Origin of the sequence: Alcaligenes sp. CHO6, from assembly GCF_037120595.1 — a bacterium.
Classification (GTDB): Bacteria; Pseudomonadota; Gammaproteobacteria; order Burkholderiales; family Burkholderiaceae_B; genus Alcaligenes; species Alcaligenes ammonioxydans.
The window spans coordinates 1,213,001-1,232,882 of record NZ_JBANCI010000001.1 but is presented as its reverse complement, the minus strand read 5'-3'; the positions used below and the strand labels follow the sequence as shown (position 1 = coordinate 1,232,882).

Annotated in this window: 24 protein-coding genes; 23 read left to right on the top strand and 1 reads right to left on the bottom strand. The window is 55.4% G+C overall.

Translation table 11 applies throughout. The features are described 5' to 3' along the window. Positions 1-125: 125 nt before the first annotated feature. The 6 genes from V6936_RS05765 to V6936_RS05740 all read left to right on the top strand — a co-directional run bounded on the left by V6936_RS05765 (position 126) and on the right by V6936_RS05740 (position 3,868). Positions 126-716: a hypothetical protein gene (locus V6936_RS05765; protein ID WP_235587628.1), complete on the top strand. Its 591-nt coding sequence runs from the start codon at positions 126-128 to the stop codon at positions 714-716. A gap of 216 nt (positions 717-932) precedes the next feature. Beyond that, entirely contained in the window at positions 933-1,859 is a 927-nt protein-coding gene (locus V6936_RS05760; protein WP_003800403.1) for an SPFH domain-containing protein, read from the top strand. Between the two features lie 23 nt (positions 1,860-1,882). Continuing rightward, the gene (locus V6936_RS05755) at positions 1,883-2,335 is read left to right on the top strand and encodes an NfeD family protein (RefSeq protein WP_003800402.1); all 453 of its coding nucleotides are present in this window, start codon (positions 1,883-1,885) and stop codon (positions 2,333-2,335) included. A 14-nt stretch (positions 2,336-2,349) separates the two neighbouring features. Beyond that, positions 2,350-3,114: a class I SAM-dependent methyltransferase gene (locus V6936_RS05750; RefSeq protein ID WP_100214776.1), complete on the top strand. Its 765-nt coding sequence runs from the start codon at positions 2,350-2,352 to the stop codon at positions 3,112-3,114. Next, positions 3,089-3,583, top strand: a complete 495-nt coding sequence (locus V6936_RS05745; protein WP_336579560.1) for a WG repeat-containing protein — start codon at positions 3,089-3,091, stop codon at positions 3,581-3,583. The genes V6936_RS05750 and V6936_RS05745 overlap by 26 nt, the downstream gene beginning before the upstream one ends. 45 nt (positions 3,584-3,628) lie before the next feature. After that, positions 3,629-3,868 carry a putative hemolysin gene (locus V6936_RS05740; protein ID WP_003800396.1) on the top strand — a complete coding sequence of 80 codons (240 nt, stop codon included), beginning with the start codon at positions 3,629-3,631 and terminating at the stop codon, positions 3,866-3,868. Between the two features lie 154 nt (positions 3,869-4,022). Here V6936_RS05740 and V6936_RS05735 read toward each other — a convergent pair whose 3' ends face one another. Next, positions 4,023-4,316 carry a hypothetical protein gene (locus tag V6936_RS05735; RefSeq protein ID WP_301607376.1) on the bottom strand — a complete coding sequence of 98 codons (294 nt, stop codon included), beginning with the start codon at positions 4,314-4,316 and terminating at the stop codon, positions 4,023-4,025. Positions 4,317-4,567: 251 nt separating this feature from the next. Here V6936_RS05735 and V6936_RS05730 point away from each other — a divergent pair, with 251 nt between their 5' ends. The 17 genes from V6936_RS05730 to pheS all read left to right on the top strand — a co-directional run bounded on the left by V6936_RS05730 (position 4,568) and on the right by pheS (position 19,813). Continuing rightward, on the top strand, positions 4,568-5,506 hold the full coding sequence (locus tag V6936_RS05730) for a carbohydrate kinase family protein (protein ID WP_157784334.1): 939 nt from the start codon (positions 4,568-4,570) through the stop codon (positions 5,504-5,506). Between the two features lie 36 nt (positions 5,507-5,542). Next, positions 5,543-5,722, top strand: a complete 180-nt coding sequence (locus tag V6936_RS05725) for a hypothetical protein (RefSeq protein ID WP_039943019.1) — start codon at positions 5,543-5,545, stop codon at positions 5,720-5,722. A gap of 580 nt (positions 5,723-6,302) precedes the next feature. Further along, complete coding sequence (locus V6936_RS05720; RefSeq protein WP_003800390.1) at positions 6,303-6,548, top strand: putative hemolysin; 246 nt, start codon at positions 6,303-6,305, stop codon at positions 6,546-6,548. 230 nt (positions 6,549-6,778) lie between these two features. Next, entirely contained in the window at positions 6,779-8,701 is a 1,923-nt protein-coding gene (thrS, locus tag V6936_RS05715; RefSeq protein WP_059317680.1) for a threonine--tRNA ligase, read from the top strand. A 46-nt stretch (positions 8,702-8,747) separates the two neighbouring features. Beyond that, complete coding sequence (infC, locus tag V6936_RS05710; protein WP_080584954.1) at positions 8,748-9,272, top strand: translation initiation factor IF-3; 525 nt, start codon at positions 8,748-8,750, stop codon at positions 9,270-9,272. A 128-nt stretch (positions 9,273-9,400) separates the two neighbouring features. Continuing rightward, positions 9,401-10,363, top strand: coding sequence for a glutathione synthase (gene gshB, locus V6936_RS05705; protein ID WP_059317679.1), 963 nt, complete (start codon positions 9,401-9,403; stop codon positions 10,361-10,363). A 17-nt stretch (positions 10,364-10,380) separates the two neighbouring features. Next, positions 10,381-10,767 carry a PTS sugar transporter subunit IIA gene (locus tag V6936_RS05700; protein ID WP_235587627.1) on the top strand — a complete coding sequence of 129 codons (387 nt, stop codon included), beginning with the start codon at positions 10,381-10,383 and terminating at the stop codon, positions 10,765-10,767. Positions 10,768-10,803: 36 nt separating this feature from the next. Further along, positions 10,804-11,073, top strand: a complete 270-nt coding sequence (locus tag V6936_RS05695) for an HPr family phosphocarrier protein (RefSeq protein ID WP_003800381.1) — start codon at positions 10,804-10,806, stop codon at positions 11,071-11,073. Between the two features lie 60 nt (positions 11,074-11,133). Then, positions 11,134-12,846, top strand: coding sequence for a phosphoenolpyruvate--protein phosphotransferase (gene ptsP, locus V6936_RS05690; protein WP_193353485.1), 1,713 nt, complete (start codon positions 11,134-11,136; stop codon positions 12,844-12,846). Positions 12,847-13,165: 319 nt separating this feature from the next. Continuing rightward, positions 13,166-13,654, top strand: a complete 489-nt coding sequence (locus V6936_RS05685; RefSeq protein WP_003800375.1) for a hypothetical protein — start codon at positions 13,166-13,168, stop codon at positions 13,652-13,654. A gap of 106 nt (positions 13,655-13,760) precedes the next feature. After that, entirely contained in the window at positions 13,761-14,051 is a 291-nt protein-coding gene (locus V6936_RS05680; RefSeq protein WP_003800374.1) for an accessory factor UbiK family protein, read from the top strand. 78 nt (positions 14,052-14,129) lie between these two features. Next, positions 14,130-15,293, top strand: coding sequence for an MFS transporter (locus V6936_RS05675; RefSeq protein WP_268753270.1), 1,164 nt, complete (start codon positions 14,130-14,132; stop codon positions 15,291-15,293). A 94-nt stretch (positions 15,294-15,387) separates the two neighbouring features. Then, positions 15,388-16,065, top strand: coding sequence for a pentapeptide repeat-containing protein (locus V6936_RS05670; RefSeq protein ID WP_003800370.1), 678 nt, complete (start codon positions 15,388-15,390; stop codon positions 16,063-16,065). Positions 16,066-16,173: 108 nt separating this feature from the next. Continuing rightward, positions 16,174-17,697 (top strand): YifB family Mg chelatase-like AAA ATPase, encoded by a 1,524-nt coding sequence (locus tag V6936_RS05665; RefSeq protein ID WP_003800368.1) that lies wholly within the window; start codon positions 16,174-16,176, stop codon positions 17,695-17,697. Positions 17,698-18,146: 449 nt separating this feature from the next. Further along, positions 18,147-18,344 carry a 50S ribosomal protein L35 gene (rpmI, locus tag V6936_RS05660; RefSeq protein WP_003800367.1) on the top strand — a complete coding sequence of 66 codons (198 nt, stop codon included), beginning with the start codon at positions 18,147-18,149 and terminating at the stop codon, positions 18,342-18,344. Between the two features lie 16 nt (positions 18,345-18,360). Next, complete coding sequence (gene rplT, locus V6936_RS05655; protein WP_003800365.1) at positions 18,361-18,720, top strand: 50S ribosomal protein L20; 360 nt, start codon at positions 18,361-18,363, stop codon at positions 18,718-18,720. A gap of 70 nt (positions 18,721-18,790) precedes the next feature. Next, positions 18,791-19,813: a phenylalanine--tRNA ligase subunit alpha gene (gene pheS, locus V6936_RS05650; RefSeq protein WP_003800363.1), complete on the top strand. Its 1,023-nt coding sequence runs from the start codon at positions 18,791-18,793 to the stop codon at positions 19,811-19,813. Positions 19,814-19,882 lie beyond the last annotated feature (69 nt).

Below are 19,882 nucleotides of genomic sequence, written 5' to 3'. Positions count from 1 at the left end.
GTTCGATGAGGGGACGCAGGACAATCGCGTAAATGTCAGAGCTCATAGCGGGAAAGTACGCGCTTGGAGCCCCGAAACGACTCTGTTAATGTGGGCCAGGATTTGTCACTTTGCAAGGACAAGCCATGCCGCCAGAGTTGATCCACCCCGAGCATTTTGTTCACGTTCGCATCATTATCGGTATGGTGCTGGGGATCAGCATTTCCCGTCTGATTGTGGGCGTCTCCGAGTTCATTCAGCATCCCAAAGCCAAACGCATCTACCCCATTCATATGGGGTGGGTGCTGTACCTGTTTCTGACGATTATCCATTTTTGGTGGTATGAGTTCAGTCTGGTCAAAGTGCAAGTCTGGTCCTTTCCGCTGTATTTTTTCCTGATTCTGTATACCTGCGTGTTTGCCATCATGGCCTCCTTGCTTTTTCCTTCCAGCCTGCAGGAGTATCGGGGCTTTGAGGATTACTTCCAGACTCGGCGGCGTTCGTTCTACGGTATTTTTGTACTCATCCAGATCATGGATTTGATCGACACCGCCATCAAGGGAGAAGCCTATTTTCTCAGTCTGGGACTGGAGTATCCCTTGCAGCAAACGGTATTTATCGTCATGGGGTTGATCGCGATGGTCGTGCCCAGCCAACGTTACCAGGCCGCTTTAGTTGTGTTGACGCTGCTTTATAAAGGGCTGTGGATTTTCCGCTTGTACGACATTTTGAATTAATGCCGCTCAGTGGCGTCGACCCGCTTCCTGTGTGTCCAAGGCAGAATTTTTTTCCGCGTCCACCTGTTTTACGCGTGCTGGCCTGTTTGTCGGGTTTGATAACGTGGCTGGATGCCGTCAACGGAAAGGGCCGCGCAATGACGTTCTTTCGCTGAGCTGTCATTGAGGCTGGGCTAGAATTGCTTTTTCAGCTTTGTTCTTGGAGAGGGTGACGACATGAGTGGCTCCTTTACCTTTGTAGTGATGTTGGCGTTTTTGGCGGTGGTCGTGGTGATGGCCGGAGTCAAAGTAGTGCCTCAGGGGCAGCAATGGACGGTGGAACGCTTTGGTCGCTATACCCGTACGCTGACGCCGGGCCTGTCTTTATTGGTTCCGTTTATGGACCGTGTCGGCAGAAAACTCAAAATGATGGAATCCGTGCTGGATGTGCCGTCGCAAAACGTGATTTCTCGCGATAACGTGGCCGTTACCGCCGATGGTGTGGTGTTTTATCGCATCGACAATGCGGCTCAGGCAGCCTATGAAATTGATCACCTGGAAATGGCGATTGTGAATCTGACCACCACCAACCTGCGTTCGGTTCTGGGTTCGATGGAACTGGATCACATGCTGTCCAATCGCGAAGTGATCAACGATCGCCTGCTGGCAGCGGTGGATGCAGCGACGACACCTTGGGGCGTGAAAGTGACACGTGTTGAGATTCGTGACTTGAACATGGCGCCGGAATTGCAGGAAGCCATGAATTTGCAAATGACGGCGGAACGTCATCGCCGTGCGGTAGTGACCAAGGCCAGCGGGCAGAAAGAAGCCGAGGTCCTGCAGGCTGAAGGGGAAAAGCAGGCTGCTGTGCTGCGTGCCGAGGGTGAAAAGCAGTCGGCAATTCTACGGGCCGAGGCGCGTGAGCGTGAGGCCGAGGCGGAAGCGCGTGCCACCCGCGAGGTATCGGAGGCAATCAAAAGTGGGGACGTACAGGCTTTGCAGTACTTTGTGGGCCTGAAGTATGTGGAAGCGTTGCGGGACGTAGGCAATGGCCCCAATAGCAAGCTGGTATTGATGCCGTTGGAGGCCAGCGGCATCACCGGTGCCGTCGCCGGCGTCGCAGAGCTGTTAAAGTCCACCGCTGGTCACTCGGGCCAGGGTTAAGCGCAGGGCGGAAGGAGGTGATCGTGGCGTTTATTTTCGATTCCTTTTGGATATGGTTGGTATCAGGCCTTGTCCTGATTGCCGCCGAGGTTGTCATCTCCGGCGTCTATCTGCTTTGGCTGGGGTTGGGGGCTCTGACCGTGGGCTTGTTTTCAGCCGCCTGGCCCCATGCTCCCGTGTGGTTGCAATGGGTGATTTTGGCGCTTGCGATGATTGGCTGGGTGGTCGTGGGCGTACGGTGGCAACGGCGCAGCCGGGCGAATCAACCCGACATGCTCAACACTGGCTTGAGTGCCTATGTCGGGGCGCGTGCGCAGGTGAGCGAAGGTTTTGTGAATGGCCGAGGTCGTATTCGGCTTAACGATAGTTATTACAGTGCTACCGCGAGCCAGAGTCTGGAGCAGGGCGCTGTCGTAGTGGTCTTGGCGGTGGAAGGCGCTGAAATGCGTGTTCAGGCTGTTGAGCAGCATAAATAGGTACATGTAGAACCATGATGAATAATCGCTATGGAAAGTTGGCTTCCTTGGTGTATCACCTGGACAAGCCGGTAGGACGTTCTTTTGGAGATGTTGAGTATTATCTGGAGCGCTTGCGCGGTGTAAGCGGACCTGTTCTGGAGCCGGCAGTCGGTACAGGTCGCATGCTCATCCCCTTGTTACAGGCCGGGCTCGATGTCAGTGGCTTTGATATCTCTCAGGAAATGCTGGATTACTGCCAGCGAGAGCTGGAGCTTCGCTCCTTGACGGCGCGACTGGAGTTGGCGGGGTTTACGGATTACCGCGTCGATCGTCCTGTGGAGGCGATTGTGGTGCCGGCCGGCTCTTTTCAACTGCTGGACTCCTTTGAGCAGGGTTTGCTGGCCTTGCGCCGTTTTCATGCCAGTTTGAAGGTGGGTGGACGTTTATTGCTGGATCTGGACCCGGTGGCCGCTATTGTCAATGTGCAGCCCGGTTTGCGGACTTGGTCGGCCCCGCCACACGGCTTGATTACCCTCAATGCGACCCCCTTGGAAAAGGATTATTGCGCGCAGCTTACGCGGGAAATGCATCGCTATGAGCTCTGGGAACATGGTGTTTTGCTGGAAACCCAGCTGGAGCAGTTTTCGCTGCGCTGGTGGGGGGTACAGGAGATGCGGATGGCGCTGGAGCAGGTCGGCTTTACCGAGATAAGCGTATCAGGTGGCTACCAGTATGGAAAAACGCCGCAGGACACTGACGGAATCATCTCGTTTGAAGCATACAAGCGCCAGGACTGAAATGCCGCTGTGCATGGCGGGGGCGATTTGTACTATCGTCCGTCGCGTGCAGGCAGGCCTGCGGGCAGAAGGGCTATTCTGGATTCAAGCCTTGTTTCTGCTTTTGACCTTCACGTTTGGTACGTCTGCATACAGTCAGCGCCTGATTCAAGATGAGCACGGCTGGGTTTATGTGAATCATCGCGGTGAAGCGCTGTTGCGACCCTTTATTTACGATAATGGCCCGGATTATTTCGAAGAAGGTTTGGCGCGTTTTGTGCATGACGGGAAGATGGGCTTTCACGACGAGGCCCTAAGGATCTGGGTCCCCGCCCGCTATGATTTTGCCTTTCCTTTTGTGAATGGCAAGGCTCAGGTTGGTATGGATTGTCACCGGGTGTCGGACGGAGAGCATCGTTCGGTGTACTGCCAGCATTGGGACAGCATTGTCCACCCCGTGTCAGGCTCAACCTTTGCGCCCGACCATTAGACGTTGCGCAGTACACTGCACGGCAGAACTTATCCGGAGAACATGATGAAAAAATGGGGAATCCTGGGACTGGTCAGCGTCTTGTCCGCCTGTGCAAATCAGCCAGCCAACCCGCCTGCCCTCGGTATGGCCAATCCCGCTTCGGCCTATTGTGTGGAAAAAGGAGGGCGCCTCGATATAGTGCAGACGGCGGCAGGGCAAGTGGGTATGTGTACCTTGCCTGATGGCAGCGTGATTGAAGAATGGGAATTGATGCGCCGGGACCATCCATCGCCGCAATCGTAATGTTTGATATTAAAAAGCCAGCAAATTGCTGGCTTTTATGTTTTTGATATCCAATGTGTGGCCTGACTTGGGGGCAAGCCTGTTTGTAGTGATGCGCCGCGTTCCAGCCGTGCTTCATCGCTTGAATTGCCCGGGTGTCGTAAATGGCCGTGGGTCAGCGCTCAATACGAACTTCAAAATACGCTTCTGATTCACCCAAATCACGAAAACCATCGCTCATGGCGCGCGTGGCGGCAGCGATCCATTTCTTGGCCAAGGCAATATCTTCTCCAGACAATTCGGTCTCTGCGGTTTCTTCCGCCAGTTGCCAGGCACGGTAGGCCTGGACCACGGCCTCTGGGCTTTGCATGACTTTTTCTAAGCTGCGGCGAAATCGCTCCTCAGCCTCGCGGCGGCCGCGTTCAGTGATATCGGAAGGAGCGTCGTGCAAAGTGATGGTATAGGACATGATGCTTCTTTTTGTGCTGTATGGATGAACAGTAATTTAGCACGACTTTTTATCTTGGGCTAGATTTTTATGCGTCAGTCTAGGCCAGGAAAGCAAGCTGGTTTTATGGCTCTGGGCATGGCCGGTTGGGGTGGCGCCAGCAGCGGACTGAAAGCGCAGATCTGATTTTCTATCCTGGACCAAGAGAGGCCGCGGCTGGGTATACTGCTCCAGGCAGATTGGCGCTTTCTTATTCATGGCCGAGGTATACGGTGCAGCTTGTAGCAATTGGCAGTATTACCCTTGATATTGTGGTTTCAGGTATGCCGGCCGAGCTGGCGCGTGGTGACAAGCAGGAGGTGGGATCAATTGATCTGTATCCTGGCGGAGGCGCACTCAATGCGACAGCGAGTTTTATGGGCCAAGGCGAGACGGTCAGACTCGTGGGAGCGTTGGGCCGGGACGGCCTGGGTGCTCGTTTGCATGAGCATCTTGAACAATTAGGGGTGGCAGTCGGCAGTATCCAGTTCTGTCCCGATCAGCCAACCGGTAAAGCGATCGTTCTGGTCGAGCCGTCTGGTAGTGCGTCAGTATTGGCCCGTCGTGGGGCGAATGCCTGTTTGCGTGTGCAGGCGCAAGATCTGCTGGCCGATCTGGTTTATGTAGCCCCCTTGGCGCTGCAACCGATGGAAAGCCTGGCACAGGCTTTGTCTGGAAAAAGTGCCAATTCAAGTTGTTTGGTAGTCAACCCCAGTGTGGCCTGCTTACAGCATCAGGGTCAGGGGTTCAGGCAGGTTTATGCGCAGGCCGATGTGTTGGGCCTGAATGCCGTGGAGGCTCAAATGCTGGCCGGTGTTCAAGGCGCCGATATTCAACTGGACCTGTCGGTTCAGCACGCCTGTGCGCTGGCCAGCCGCCTGCAACATCATGCGCAACAAGCCTTGTTGATTACCTTGGGGGCACAGGGAGCTGTCTTGCTGTTCCAGGGGCAGCATTACGTACAGCCTGCTTGCAAGGTGACAGTGTGTTCTACCGTCGGAGCGGGCGATGCGTTTCTGTCCAGCTTTGCCTTGGCATGGAAACGTGGCGTAGGGCCGACTCGCGCCCTGACAGTGGCCAGTCAGGCCGCGGCAATGCGCTTGGAACAATGGGCCGCCAATGCGTTTCCTCCTCTGCTGGGAGAGGATGACAATGAAAGTCCTGTGCCCTAAATGGGATAACAGTTCATTTGATCGCGGGGAGGGGATATGGCAGCCATCGTCATTATTGTTAGCCTGTATCTGCTGGTAACGCTATTGTTGGGTGTGACACTGCGTTATACCCGCCCGAACAGCTGGAAGCGGGATACGGGTTTGTTGATGGTCACGCCTTTGGCGGTGCCGCTAGCCTATGCTGTCTACTCTCTGCTGACTGGATGGGGGCCCTGATATCCCTCTGGTTTGAAAGCCTGTTGGCGTCCTTTAAGCAGGTATACGCCGTTTATGCCGCAGAAGTAAGTTGATGTTGCTTAATACAAGTCGTTGTGTCGTTCCTGTGCTGGAACTTGACAATCGTTGTCTTCATGTTCGGAGCCTGGCCCGCTACCATAGTCCTAAGCTTGTTGTCAGGTGGACTTTGGGATGTACGCCATGATTAATGCCTCGAATCTGATCGATTATGTACCTATGGTATTAATGCTGGCCGGCTGCGGTATTTTAGGTTTCATTCTCCTGTCTTTCTGGCTGCATCGTTCGTAAGCCAGGCCTGACGCTGTTGCGTCTCGTCATAACCTGTCTCTTTTCAGGCATGATTTCAGCGCCTTTTTTGACTGAAGGTGTTGCTTTTGCTGCACGCTTGGCTGTGCCCGCTTTTCGTGCTGGACAAGTGTAGTAAGCTATTTCCACGATCTGTTTCGCGACTGGCGCACTCCGATTTTCGATCCCGCGCGTCGTAGCGATTGCCTGGACAGTCCCCATCTCGGAGGACATCTCAGACATCGGCAACCTTCAGATCAAGGAGAAGGAAATCATGTTTTTCCGCTTAGTTTCTGCCTGTGCAGGGTCTTTGATGCTGTCGGCATGTGCCAACTCTCCCCAAACCGTGGCCAAGCCTGTTGCCCAGACGAATCTGGCATCCTCTTTTTGTCAGCGCATGGGTGGGCAAACCATTGTTCATGAAAGCGAGAGTGGCGCTTATGGAACCTGTTTGATGAAAGATGGGTCGGAGTCGGAGGAGTGGGCGTTTTACCGTAGCTGGTATCCCCGTATGGATTGAATTCTTTTCCGAATGTGGTTTTTGTAGCGATACCGCATCGCGACGGCGGGGAAGGTGATAAACTTATCCAATCAAATGTGTTATTTGGGAAGCAGAATCTTATGAACTCAACGCGAACTACCCGTCGGCAAGTCTAGCCGTGGCCGCGTAGCGTTTCGTTTGCTTTTCAAGAACGTTCAATTCAAAAGCGCGGCTTTTTCAAGGCCGCGTTTTTTATTTCAGGAAGTGTTATGGTCCGAATCACACTGCCCGATGGCTCCCAGCGAGAGTTTGAGGGCCCGGTTTCCGTCAGCGAAGTGGCGAACTCGATTGGTACTGGCCTGGGCCGCGCGGCCCTGGCGGGTCGTGTCAGCACGCCAGGCACCGAGTCGCGGCTGGTGGATACCTCGTATGTGATTGACCAGGACAGCAATCTGGCCATCATTACCGCCAAGGACGCAGACGGCCTGGAGGTGATTCGTCACTCCACCGCCCACTTGTTGGCTTACGCGGTCAAGAGCTTGTTTCCAGACGCGCAGGTCACCATTGGCCCGGTGATCGACAATGGCTTTTACTACGACTTTTCCTACAAGCGTGCTTTCACGCCCGAGGACCTGGAAGCCATTGAAAAGAAAATGGCTGAACTGGCCAAGAAGGACGAAGTGGTCACCCGTGAGGAGTGGCTGCGTGACGATGCGGTCGAGTTCTTCAAAAGCATTGGTGAGGACTACAAGGCAGAAATCATTGCCTCCATCCCGTCCAACGAGCCCATCAGTCTGTATCGCGAGGGCGAGTTCATCGACTTGTGCCGTGGGCCGCACGTCCCATCGACGGGCAAGCTGAAAGTCTTCAAGCTGATGAAAGTCGCAGGGGCTTACTGGCGCGGTGACAGCAACAATGAAATGCTGCAGCGCATTTACGGTACAGCCTGGGCGAGCAAGGAAGACCAGCAGGCCTACCTGACCATGCTGGAGGAGGCCGAGCGCCGCGACCACCGCAAACTGGGGCGCGAACTGGACCTGTTCCACTTCCAGGAAGAAGCCCCCGGTCTGATTTTCTGGCACCCCAAAGGCTGGGTCATCTGGCAACAGGTCGAGCAATACATTCGTCGCGTGTATCAGGACAATGGTTATCAGGAAGTGAAAGCGCCGCAGATTCTGGATCTGTCGCTGTGGAAGAAAACAGGTCACTGGGATAACTATGCTGAAAATATGTTCACGACCGAGTCGGAGAATCGCGTTTATGGCCTAAAGCCCATGAACTGCCCCGGCCACGTGCAGATTTTCAATTCAGGTCTGCATTCCTACCGTGAGCTGCCTATTCGTTATGGCGAGTTCGGTCAGTGCCACCGTAATGAACCGTCGGGCGCCTTGCACGGCATGATGCGGGTGCGCGGATTTACACAAGACGACGGCCACATTTTCTGTACGGAAGACCAGTTGCAGGACGAATGCGCGGCGTTTACAGCCCAGTTGCAAGCGGTGTATGCGGACTTTGGCTTTACCGAGATTTTGTACAAGGTCGCTACTCGCCCTGAAAAGCGCATTGGTGATGATGCCGTCTGGGACAAGGCTGAGCAAGCCCTGATCGAGAGCTTGCGTCGTACCGGTTGCGAGTTCGAGATTTCGGAAGGCGAGGGGGCGTTTTACGGTCCGAAGATCGAGTACACCCTGAAAGACGCGATTGGCCGTCACTGGCAGTGCGGTACCATTCAGGTGGACTTCTCCATGCCGGCCCGTCTCGGGGCCGAGTATGTGGATGCTCAGGACCAGCGACGCGTGCCTGTTATGTTGCACCGTGCTATTTTGGGGTCGTTTGAGCGCTTTATTGGCATGTTGATTGAAAACCATGCCGGCGCCTTGCCTGCCTGGCTGGCGCCAGAGCACGTGGTGGTATGCTGCATTTCAGAAAGTTCGGCTGATTATGCCCAGTCCGTCGCCCAAAATCTGAAGAAAATGGGATTTCGTGCCTCCTCTGATTTGCGCGGTGAAAAAATCACTCGTAAAATCCGTGAGCACAGTATGCAAAAAGTGCCCTATATTCTGGTCGTGGGTGAAAAAGAGCGTGAGAACGGTGCCGTTGCCGTACGTGCACGCGGTGGCGTGGACTTGGGCGTCATGCCGGTAGCCGATTTTTCAGCACGATTGAAACAAGAGATCGATAGCCGTCAGTAAAACAGGAACGCTATCGTTTTTATCGACATTTTTAGGAGTTTTCGACATCGCAACCGAGAAAAAACATCGCATCAATGGTGAAATTCGTATTCCAGAGGTGCGACTCATTGGAGTCGAGGGTGAGCAGCTAGGTATCGTCAAGGTACCTGACGCCTTGGCTATGGCAGAACAGCACGATGTGGATCTGGTGGAAATCGCCCCTGCGGCTGTGCCACCGGTGTGCCGCTTGATGGATTACGGCAAGTTCCGCTATCAGGAGCAAAAACGCCAACAGGAAGCCAAGGCCAAGCAAAAAATCATTCAGATCAAGGAAGTCAAATTCCGTCCCGGAACGGATGAAGGCGACTACCAGGTCAAGCTGCGCAACGTGAAACGTTTTATTGACGATGGCGACAAGGTTAAGGTGACTTTGCGTTTCCGTGGTCGTGAGATGGCTCACCAGGAATTGGGGATGCGCGTGCTGGAGCGGATTCGCGACGAAGTCAGCGAAATCTGTCAGGTTGAAGCGATGCCCAAGCTGGAAGGCCGTCAAATGGTCATGGTTCTGGCGCCTCGCAAGAAAGCGTCCTGATCGTTTTGCGCGATACTGCCTGGGCCTGCCCAGGAGCATTATGCGTTGCCCGATTCGCTCCCAAGTAGCGAGTCGGGCACAATCGCCTTTGCAGCTGGTTTGCAAAGGCGTTTTTCTCTAGGTGTGACATGCACGTTCTATTCATCATTGATCCCTTGCCCAGCCTGTCGGCTTACAAGGATTCCTCCGTTGCCATGATGCGTGCATTCCTGGCGCGTGGTCATCGCGTCAGCGTGACCTTGCAGTCTGATCTGTATATCGCCCAAAGCCGGGTTCGTACGCGCAGCCAGGCTGTCAGCATTGCTGCGGATGCCGATTTGCGTGCACCTGCGTGGTGGAGTCATCCCGAACAGGCCATCGAGCAGGAGCTCAATGCCTTTGACGCAGTGATCATGCGCAAGGACCCGCCTTTCGATATGGAGTACGCCTATTCCACGCACCTGCTCAGTTTTGCGCAGGAGCAAGGGGCCAAGGTCTTCAATTCAGGGGCAGCTATTCGCAATCACCCTGAAAAACTCGCCATTACCGAATTTCCACAGTTCACACCGCCTACCCTGGTCACCCGTGATATGGGTCGCTTGCGCGCCTTTCACCAAGAGCATCAAGATGTGATCGTCAAACCGCTGGACGGTATGGGCGGCATGGGTATTTTCCGTTTGCAGGATCCCGAACCCAATCTGGGTGCCATCCTGGAGACGCTGACTGCCAATGGTACGCAAACCATTATGGCGCAGCGTTACATTCCGGAGATCGTCAAGGGGGACAAGCGCATCCTCATTATTGACGGCGAGCCTGTGCCTTACGCCCTGGCCCGTATCCCTCTGGCTGGCGAAACGCGTGGCAATCTGGCGGCCGGTGGTCGCGGGGTTGCTCAGCCCTTGTCCGAGCATGACTGGCACATTGCCCGCACCTTGGGACCGGTGCTGGCGGCCCGTGGTTTGCTGCTGATCGGCCTGGATGTGATTGGTGACTACGTCACGGAAATCAATGTGACCAGCCCAACCTGTTTTGTCGAAATTACCGAGCAGACAGGCTTTGATGTGGCACAGCGCTTTGTCCAGGCTGTCGAGAAAGCGACGGGACGCGCGTGATCCGCCTAGCCTTGATTATGCATGAGCCCCTGGCCAGTGCGTTTGCCAGTTGCGCCGAGCACGTTCTGGGCGAGAAGCCCGATCTGTTTGTCTTTGATATTCAGGCGGACGAATGCACGGACACGGCGGTAGAGCGCTTGCTGGGGCAATTGCACACGCAGGCGCCAGATGCCGTGGCGACCTTGATTCTGTGCGATCTGTATGGCGCCACTCCGTTTAATGTGGCGCGCCGGGTCCAGCAGGCTTTACAGGATCAGGGACAGGGCGCCTATTTATTGACCGGCACCAATATGTGCATGGTATTGAAAGCTTTGACCGAGCGACGCGACAATCCGGAGCAATTCGCTCAGGATGTCATGGCAGGCGCATTGCGTGGCATTGTTCACGCCGACTGCCATTGCTGATTTTGAATTTTCACTTTCATTTTTCCAGTTGCCTCTATGCCCAGCGTATCCATCACGATCAGTAATAAATTAGGTCTTCATGCACGGGCAGCGGCCAAGCTTACGCAATTGGCCGGCCGTTACAGCAGTGAGATTTTTATCGCACGTGGCTCTCAGCGTGTGAATGCAAAAAGTATTATGGGTGTCATGATGCTGGCCGCCGGAATGGGCGTCACGGTGGTGGTTGATGCCCAGGGCGATGACGCCGATCAGGCCCTGAATGATATCCAGGCGTTGTTTGACGCCAAGTTTGGTGAAAACGAATAAGGAACCACACCGGTCATGAATAGTGCTGCTGCTCGAACCCCCGCGTCTGATTTGTCCGCGATGTTTACCGCTCAAGGTCAAGCAGTCGGCAAGGGGTACGCCATTGCCAAGGCGGTGGTGATGAGCGCAGCTGCCTTGGAAGTTCCTCATTACCGGATTGCCGCCGAGGACGTGGATTCCGAATGTCAGCGTTTGCTGAGCGCCATGGCCGGTACGCGTGATGAACTGCGCACCATGGTGGACCAGTTGCCGGTGGATGCGCCGCGCGAGCTGGCGCCTATTTTGACGGTGCACAGCCTCTTGCTGGACGACCCCATGTTGACGCAGCAAACCTGTGCCATCATTGCCGAGCGTCACTACAACGCCGAATGGGCCTTGACCTCGCAGGGCCAGATGCTGGTCGAACAGTTTTCGCAGATGGAAGATGAATATCTGCGTGAGCGTGGTGCCGATGTGCGTCAGGTGATTGAACGGGTGCTGCGTGTCCTGGCTGGCAAACCCGCCATGCTGCCCGGCTTTGCCGCCGCTCACGAAGAGCCGCTGATTGTCGTGGCGCGTGATATTTCGCCTGCGGATATGTTGCGTTTGCGGGGAGGCCATTTTGCCGCCTTCCTGACTGATCTTGGCGGGCCGACCTCTCACACAGCCATTGTGGCTCGTAGTCTGGGCGTTCCGGCCGTTGTGGGTCTGGGCAGTTTTCGTAGTTTGATCCGCGATGGGGACTATCTGATTGTGGACGGCTTTTCAGGCGCCGTCATAGTGAATCCCTCCGAGCAGGTTCTGAGCGAATACCGGGAGCGGCAGGAAGCCTATCTCCGTGAACGTGCCGAGCTCCAGGCGCTGCTGGACGCCCCTGCGATGACTCTGGATGGTATTAATGTACGGCTCGAAGCCAATATCGAACTTCCCGAGGAGGCCGAGCTTGCCTTGAAAGCGGGCGCCGATGGCATTGGTTTGTTCCGTAGTGAGTTTTTGTTCATGGGGCGCACGGATTTGCCTTCTGAGCAGGAGCAGTATGAGGCGTATTCCCGCGTGGTCAAAGCCATGCAGGGCAAAGTTGTCACGATCCGCACACTGGATATTGGCGCCGACAAGACCTTGGATGGGGACGCGACGGTGGCGACCAATCCTGCCTTGGGCTTGCGCGCCATTCGCTACTGCCTGGATCGACCAGAAATGTTTGCCACGCAGTTGCGGGCCTTGTTACGTGCCAGCCAGCATGGGCAGATTCGTATCCTGATTCCCATGATCTCGTCCATGAACGAGGTGTACGCCAGTCGGCAGGCCATTGAAGCGGCTGCCCGCGAACTGGAGAAATCCGGCACGCCGTTTGCACGTAATTATTTGCTGGGGGCCATGGTGGAAGTGCCCGCCATTGCCATTGCCATCGAACCTTTCGTGCAGGAGCTCGATTTCCTGTCGATCGGTACCAACGACCTGATTCAGTATGTGTTGGCCGTCGATCGGGGCGATGCTGAAGTGGCCAATTTGTACGACCCCATGCACCCCGCTGTTTTGCGTTTGATTGCGCATACGATCAACGCCGCTGACCGCGCCGGCAAGCCAGTGGCTATCTGCGGCGAGATGGCCGGCGATGCTTCCGTGACCCGGATGCTGCTCGGGCTGGGTCTGAAAGAATTCTCCATGCATCCGCAGCAATTGCTGGATGTCAAAAAGGAAGTGCGTCTATCGCATTCCAACGCATTGCGTGTGAAAGTGGCCAGTGCCTTGAACCGCGCCGAGCGCATCGATTTGGCCACCTTAGCTGCCTAAGTAGTTGAAAATAGGTCTATTTAATTTGGTAAATATGTAACAAACCCCGGCTGTGATCCTATGAGGGATTCTATTTGTAACAGCGCATCAAAGCCGAGCTAGTCGCTAGGTGCTTGTTGTTAAAGGGTTTGTCATCCCGCTTGCACGATATCGTCAGATTCATTGAAATCAGGATTTACACTAATAGATTGGTCTGTGTGCCCAGCACCGATAGAATGGCTCTTAGGGGAGTTGTAACAGACCCAAGGCCGAGCTGGCAGTCGCAACAGATCTCGGCCCATTCTATCTAGCGACCTTGGAATAGTAGGAAGGAAATCTTATGAAACTGACTCGTGCTCATTTTGCTGTCATGGCCGCTGCTGCTTCGATGACTCTGCTGGCTGCGTGTTCCAAAGAGGACGATAAAGCCGCTACGAGTGCACCACCTGCTCCTGTTGCTGCTCCACAATCGACAGCGCCTGCCACCACTCCACCTGCACCAGAGGCTGACAAGACCTTGGAGCAGAGAACGGAAGAGCTGAAGAAGGATGCTGATAAAGTTGCTGAAGACGTCAAAAAAGACGCAGAGAAGCAGGAAGAAAACGCCAAGGAAAATCTCCATAACCTGAAGGAAGACGCCAAGGCAGCGGGTGATGCAGTTGCTGAGAAAGCCGTTGAGGCTAAAGATGCCATGGCCGACGCTGCCAGCCGTACAGGCGATGCCATTAAAGAAGGTGCTGCCAAAGCGGACAGCGCTATTCAGAGCAAGCTGGGCAATGGCGTAGATTCCTCGCCTTCTACTGTGCCTTCTGAACAGTCCAAGCCTTAAGGTTTGAATTAATCGGTCGCTTTTGCGGCCAGATGCAAAAAGCGGGTGCCTTCGGTACCCGCTTTTTCTATACTGCTGTTAGTGTCACTAATTTCAGGAGAGGACCATGATTAATCGTAGCGAGTGGCTGGAAGATCTGCAAAAAAATGTCTCGGAGCTGATCGCCAAAAGCCCGGCTGCCGATATTGAGCGCAATGTTAAAGCCTTTATGGGACAGGCTTTCAATCGCATGGACCTGGTGACTCGTGAAGAGTTCGATACCTACAAGTTGATGCTCGAACGCGCTCTGGCTCGTGTGGCCGCTTTGGAAACCCGCTTGCAAGCCCTTGAAGGACGTCAGGCACCGGTAGTCCAGGACAAGGGCGAGGTCCCTGAGCAAGCGGACAGCCAAGGCTGATTACGGCATTTGAATCCTACCGTCAGGCCTGGGGGCACACCATTGGCCAGCCCCTTTTTTACTGCTGTTTTTCTGGTCGTGACCGGGGTGTGCGCCGCATTGCATGTGTGGAAGGTACCCCCGGCTTTGCCTTTTATGCAGCGGGAATTGGGGATGGACTTGGTGCAGTCCGGCTTCTTGCTGGCCAGTGTGCAAATGGCCGGCATGTTGCTCGGGCTGTGCATTGGTCTGATTTCCGAGAAGATTGGTCTGCGCCGCTGCATTGTGACGGGGCTGGGTATTTTGTCTCTGGCTTCGCTGCTGGGCTCTCTGTCCGACCATAGCACGCCGGTATTGCTCGGTCGCATGATCGAAGGCTGTGGCTTTCTGATGGTGGTGTTGCCCATCCCGGCCCTGATTAAACGTATTACGGTTGCGGCACGCTTGAGCCGAGTCATGGGTTGGTGGGGGTGTTATATGCCTGCCGGCGCGGTCTTGATGCTGTGGGCGGGCGCTGCCTGGCTGGCAGTGGGCTCCTGGCGCACCTTGTGGGTGGTTCTAGGCATACTGACAGCCATCTTTATGGTTTTGACCTTTCTTCTTGTGCCCCCCGATTCTCAGACTCAAGCCAAGCGTGCAGTGCAGCACACTGTGGCGCTTCGCTGGTCCAGTCTGTTGCGCACGACCTTAAGCTCGGGCCAGGTTTGGTTGCTGGCTTTGGCCTTTGGGGTGTACGCGGCGCAATGGGCTGCAGTCGTGGGTTTTATGCCCACTATTTATAACCAGGCAGAGATAGCAGTCGGTACCGCCGGTTTGCTGACGGCCTCGATTGCTGCGGGGAATGTTATCGGCAATCTGGGGGCAGGGCGCTGTTTGCATGCGGGTATCCCGCCTCATAGATTGCTGCAAGCAGGCTACCTGGGCATGATTGCGTGTGCGGTCCTTGCGTTTGGACTGACACAAAATTTGGTGGTTCAGTTTGTCGCCATCCTGGTGTTCTCGATTGTGGGCGGCTTGATTCCCGCGACTTTGTTTTTTCTGGCCGTCACGGCCGCGCCTTCCCCGGAGACGACGTCCACGTCGGTGGGCTGGGTGCAGCAATGCTCTTCACTGGGTCAATTTGTAGGGCCGCCTGTCGTGGCTTCAGTCGTGCATATGTTGGGCGGGTGGCAGTGGGCGTGGGTCGCGACAGTCAGCTTTGCAATTTTGGGTTTGATCATTGCCTGGCGTCTGTCCCGATTGGGTTTGCCTGGCAGCCGTTAAGTTTTGCTCTGATCAAGGTCAGATTGCATGATGCAGATAGTCAAGGGGCCCGTGCCGTCAGGCGGGCTCTGTTTTTTTTTGAGGGGAAGGCAGCATGCTCGTCAGTAACGTCCAGATCACAAGAGATGAGTTGGCCGATCTGGTGGCCGGCGCCCATGCGTCTTTGAGTTTTGAGAACTGTATTTTTGATGATGAGGACCTGTCGGGGCTGGAGCTGGAAGGTTTGCTGTTTTCGGGTTGCAGTTTTTTGAGAACCTGCTTTACACGAGCCCATTTGCAAGACACGGTCTGGCAGCGTTGCAAGCTGAGTCAGTCAGATTTCAGCTTGGCGGACCTTAGTTCGGCCCGTTTTAGGGCTTGTGATCTGCACGTGAGCAAGTGGCTAGGCACTCGGATTGCCTCCTTGCAAATCGAGGACTCCAAGTTGAGCGCTGCGGTTTTCAACGAAACCCGTGGTTTGGACCTGAGGCTGCGTGAGTGCAAGCTAGTGGGTGCTACGTTGCGCGCGATTAGTTTCCGCAAGCAAAATCTGGTGCAACTGGATTTCTCCGATGCGGACCTCGGTGGCTGCGATTTCCAGGATGCCGTCTTTGAGGGCGGCAGTTTGCGCGGGGCCAGCCTGCGTGGGACCTGCTTTAAGGGGGCAGATTTGCGCAGTGTGGAGTTGGGCAGTATTAGCTTTTATGACTTGAACCACTCTTTTCAAGGTGCGTGTCTGTCGGTGGAACAGGCGGTCGGGCTAGTCAGTTCCATGGGGGTGCGGGTGCAGTAGGGGCAGCGTTGCGTACAAGTACGCAGTGATCAAGTCAGAGCCGCCATCTGGCACTTTCTTCCTTGGCTGGGCAAGCTATCTGTTTGCCTCAGGATAGGGGAAAGGTCTATGTCCTTGGCCGTGTTGAACAGTTGTGCCTTGTCGGGCCTGGATGTAATCGATGTGCGGGTTGAGGCGCATGTCGCTCCGGGCTTGCCCGCTTTTCATATTGTTGGTTTGCCGGATGCTGGTATCCGGGAAAGTCGGGAGCGAATACGTGCCGCTTTGCAAGCCAGCGGTTTTGATTTTCCCGCTGCCCGACTGACAATCAATCTGGCTCCGGCCGATCTGCCCAAAGATTCGGGGCGCTTTGATCTACCGGTGGCGTTGGCAATTTTGCTGGCCAGCGGCCAGCTTAGCCGCTGTGATGATGGACAGCGTGAGCAGGCGATTACGGGTTTGGAGCGCTATGTCATGGCCGGTGAGCTGTCCTTGACGGGCGCAGTGGTTCCTGTTCAAGGCGCGCTGACGATTGCGTTGGGAATGGCGCGGCGGCATCCAGCGCCTTGTTTGCTTTTGCCAAGACACAGCGCGGAGGTGGCGGCCCATGTGCCGGAACTGCAGGTTCGAGGTGTGGCGAGCCTGGCCGAGGCAGCCGCTTATCTGCGGGGTGATAAAGAGCTTGAGCCAGCTTTGGCTCAGCCCTGGCCAGAGGAGCACACTTACGATCCGTCGCTTTGCCTGTCTGATGTACGTGGACAGCCTTTGGCCTGTCGTGCTTTGGAAGTAGTAGCGGCCGGTGGTCACAGCCTTTTGTTGAACGGCTCGCCGGGTGTAGGAAAAACCATGTTGGCTCAACGTCTGCCCGGCCTGTTGCCCGATCTGGATCGCTATGCCCAACTGGAAGTGGCGGCCTTGTACTCTTTTGTTCAGGAGCGGGATTTTTACAGCCGACGCCCTCCGTTTCGTGCCCCGCATCACAGTGTGTCTACGCCAGCCCTGATTGGCGGGGGCAGCCGCCCCCGGCCGGGGGAGGTTTCTCTGGCGCACCAGGGCGTGCTGTTTCTAGATGAGCTGCCCGAGTTCAGCCGACGTTCACTGGAGGCGCTGCGCGAGCCCCTGGAGCAAGGCTGCGTACATATCTCCCGTGCACAGAAGCAGGCGGTCTTTCCGGCCCAATTTCAATTAGTGGCCGCGATGAACCCTTGTCCATGTGGCTGGGCGGCCAGTCGGCATCGGGCATGCCGTTGCTCGCCCGCTCAACGAGAACAATATCGGCAACGTTTGTCCGGCCCCATGTTGGACAGGATTGATCTCTTGGTCACCTTGAGCGAGTCCGGGGCGCAGAGCGATCATGAAGCGACGCCATCCGCTCAGGTCAGGTTACGCGTGCAGGAGGCGATCGAAAGGCAAGTGAGGCGTCAGGCGGTGCGCAATGCCCGCTTGCCGGTGTCGGGCTTGAAAGCGCATGTCGGCCTGTCTGCAGATGCCATGGCTTTGCTGAGCAGCGCGCGCAAGCGCTGGCATTGGTCGGAAAGAGTGCAGGGCAGGGTGCTGCGAGTGGCGCGTACGATTGCGGATCTGGCGGGCGTGGACCAGCTGACCCGCTCCCATATTGCGGAGGCGCTACAGTTCCGCCCGGATTTACCTTAAGCCTGCTGGGCTACAAGAAGACCGTGATGGCGGTTGAACATGGACGGGTGCCGCCGCTTCAAGGACGATGTGGAAAATTCCCGAAGGGGGCGGTTCGCTGACGTTCGCACTGGGCGGATAGGGGGAGAACGAATAACCCTGTTTGTTTACAGGCCAGCTCTACAGACACATGAGCACCGTGTCGGGCCGTGATACGGTGTTGCTGGGTAGACAGTGGGTGTGGCAGGGACTGGTTTTATTGAGGGCCTGTCAGCAACGACCTGGCTATAAAAAACCGGGGTCTGTCTGGACAATTTTCCAGGAATCATCCTATAATCAAGAGCTTTTCCCCTGTTTGGATTTGTTCTTGCAGCGGGCAAAGAAAAAAATAAGTGCCTGTTTTGGGTCATACAAGTGCGTGCCAGTTTCTTTGGCGGCCACCCGCAGACACAAATTAGTCGAGTAATTTCATGCCTAAAATGAAAACCAAAAAAAGCGCTTCCAAGCGCTTTGTGGTTCGTGGTAGCGGTTCCATCAAGCGGGGCCAAGCGTTCAAGCGTCACATTCTGACCAAGAAGACGACCAAGAACAAACGTCAGTTGCGCGGTGCCGTCGAGGTTCATAAAGCCGACGTCGCTTCCGTAAAAGCAATGATGCCTTTCGCTTGATTAGGGAGAATCGAACATGTCACGAGTAAAACGCGGTGTTAACGCACGCGCACGCCACAAGAAAGTCATTGCCCAGGCCAAAGGTTTTCGCGGTCGTCGCGGTAATGTATTCCGTATAGCCAAACAGGCTGTCATGAAGGCAGGTCAGTATGCCTACCGTGACCGCCGTAACAAGAAACGTGTATTCCGCTCGCTGTGGATTACCCGTATCAACGCAGCTTGCCGCGAACTGGACATGAGCTACAGCCAGTTTATCGCCGGCCTGAACAAAGCCTCCATCGCTTTGGACCGTAAGGTTCTGGCTGACTTGGCTGTTAAAGACAAGGCAGGTTTTGCTGCTATTGTTGCACAGGCTAAGAACGCTCTGGCTGCTTAAGCGGTATCTGACTGTATAGTTCACAAACGGGGCCTTTGGGGCTCCGTTTGTTTTTGGAAAGTAACACGCCATGACTTCCTCCCACGACGATCTGATCGCCCAGGCTCGGGCCTTGTTTGAGCAGTCTCAGGACGCCGCCTCGCTGGAAAACGCCAAAGCCCGCTTTTTGGGCAAACAAGGTGCCATCACCGCCTTGATGAAAGGTCTTGCCCAGATGGAGCCGGAGCAGAAAAAAGCAGCAGGCGCCAGCATTAACGTGCTCAAGCGCGAAATTGAGGATTTGCTCAATGATCGTCGTGCTGCCTTGGCGGCAGAACAATTGAACCAACGTCTGGCTCAAGAACAGATTGATGTGACTCTGCCTGGCCGTGGACGGGGCACCGGCGGCATCCATCCGGTCATCCAGACCTGGCAGCGAGTCGAGGCCATTTTCCGCTCTATCGGTTTTGATGTGGCGGACGGCCCTGAAATCGAAAATGACTGGACCAATTTTACCGCTCTGAACAATCCAGAGAATCACCCGGCCCGCTCAATGCAGGATACGTTCTATATCGATATGAACGACGAGCAGGGTCTGCCTTATTTGCTGCGCACACACACCAGCCCCATGCAGGTGCGATACGCGCGTATGAACCAGGCCCCGATCAAGGTTATTGCCCCTGGGCGCACTTATCGCGTTGACAGTGATGCCACTCACTCGCCCATGTTCCATCAGGTCGAAGGCTTGTGGATTGCCGAGGATATTTCCTTTGCGGATCTGAAAGGCGTCTACACGAATTTTCTGCGCGCTTTTTTTGAAAGCGACGATCTGGTCGTGCGTTTTCGACCTTCTTTTTTCCCCTTTACCGAGCCATCCGCCGAGATTGACATGATGTTCTCCTCCGGTCCCAATAAGGGCCGTTGGCTGGAAATCTCGGGCTCCGGGCAGGTTCACCCGCAAGTGGTGCGCAATTTCGGTTTGGACCCAGAGCGTTACATTGGTTTCGCTTTTGGTTCCGGGCTGGAGCGCCTGACTATGTTGCGCTATGGTGTTAACGATTTACGCCAGTTCTTTGAAGGCGATCTGCGCTTTCTGAAGCAATTCAATCGTTGATTCCTGTTTCGCGCCGCTGGGCCTGACAGGCCCGGTCGGTTCCGGTATACGCCGTTTTACGTCTCCATC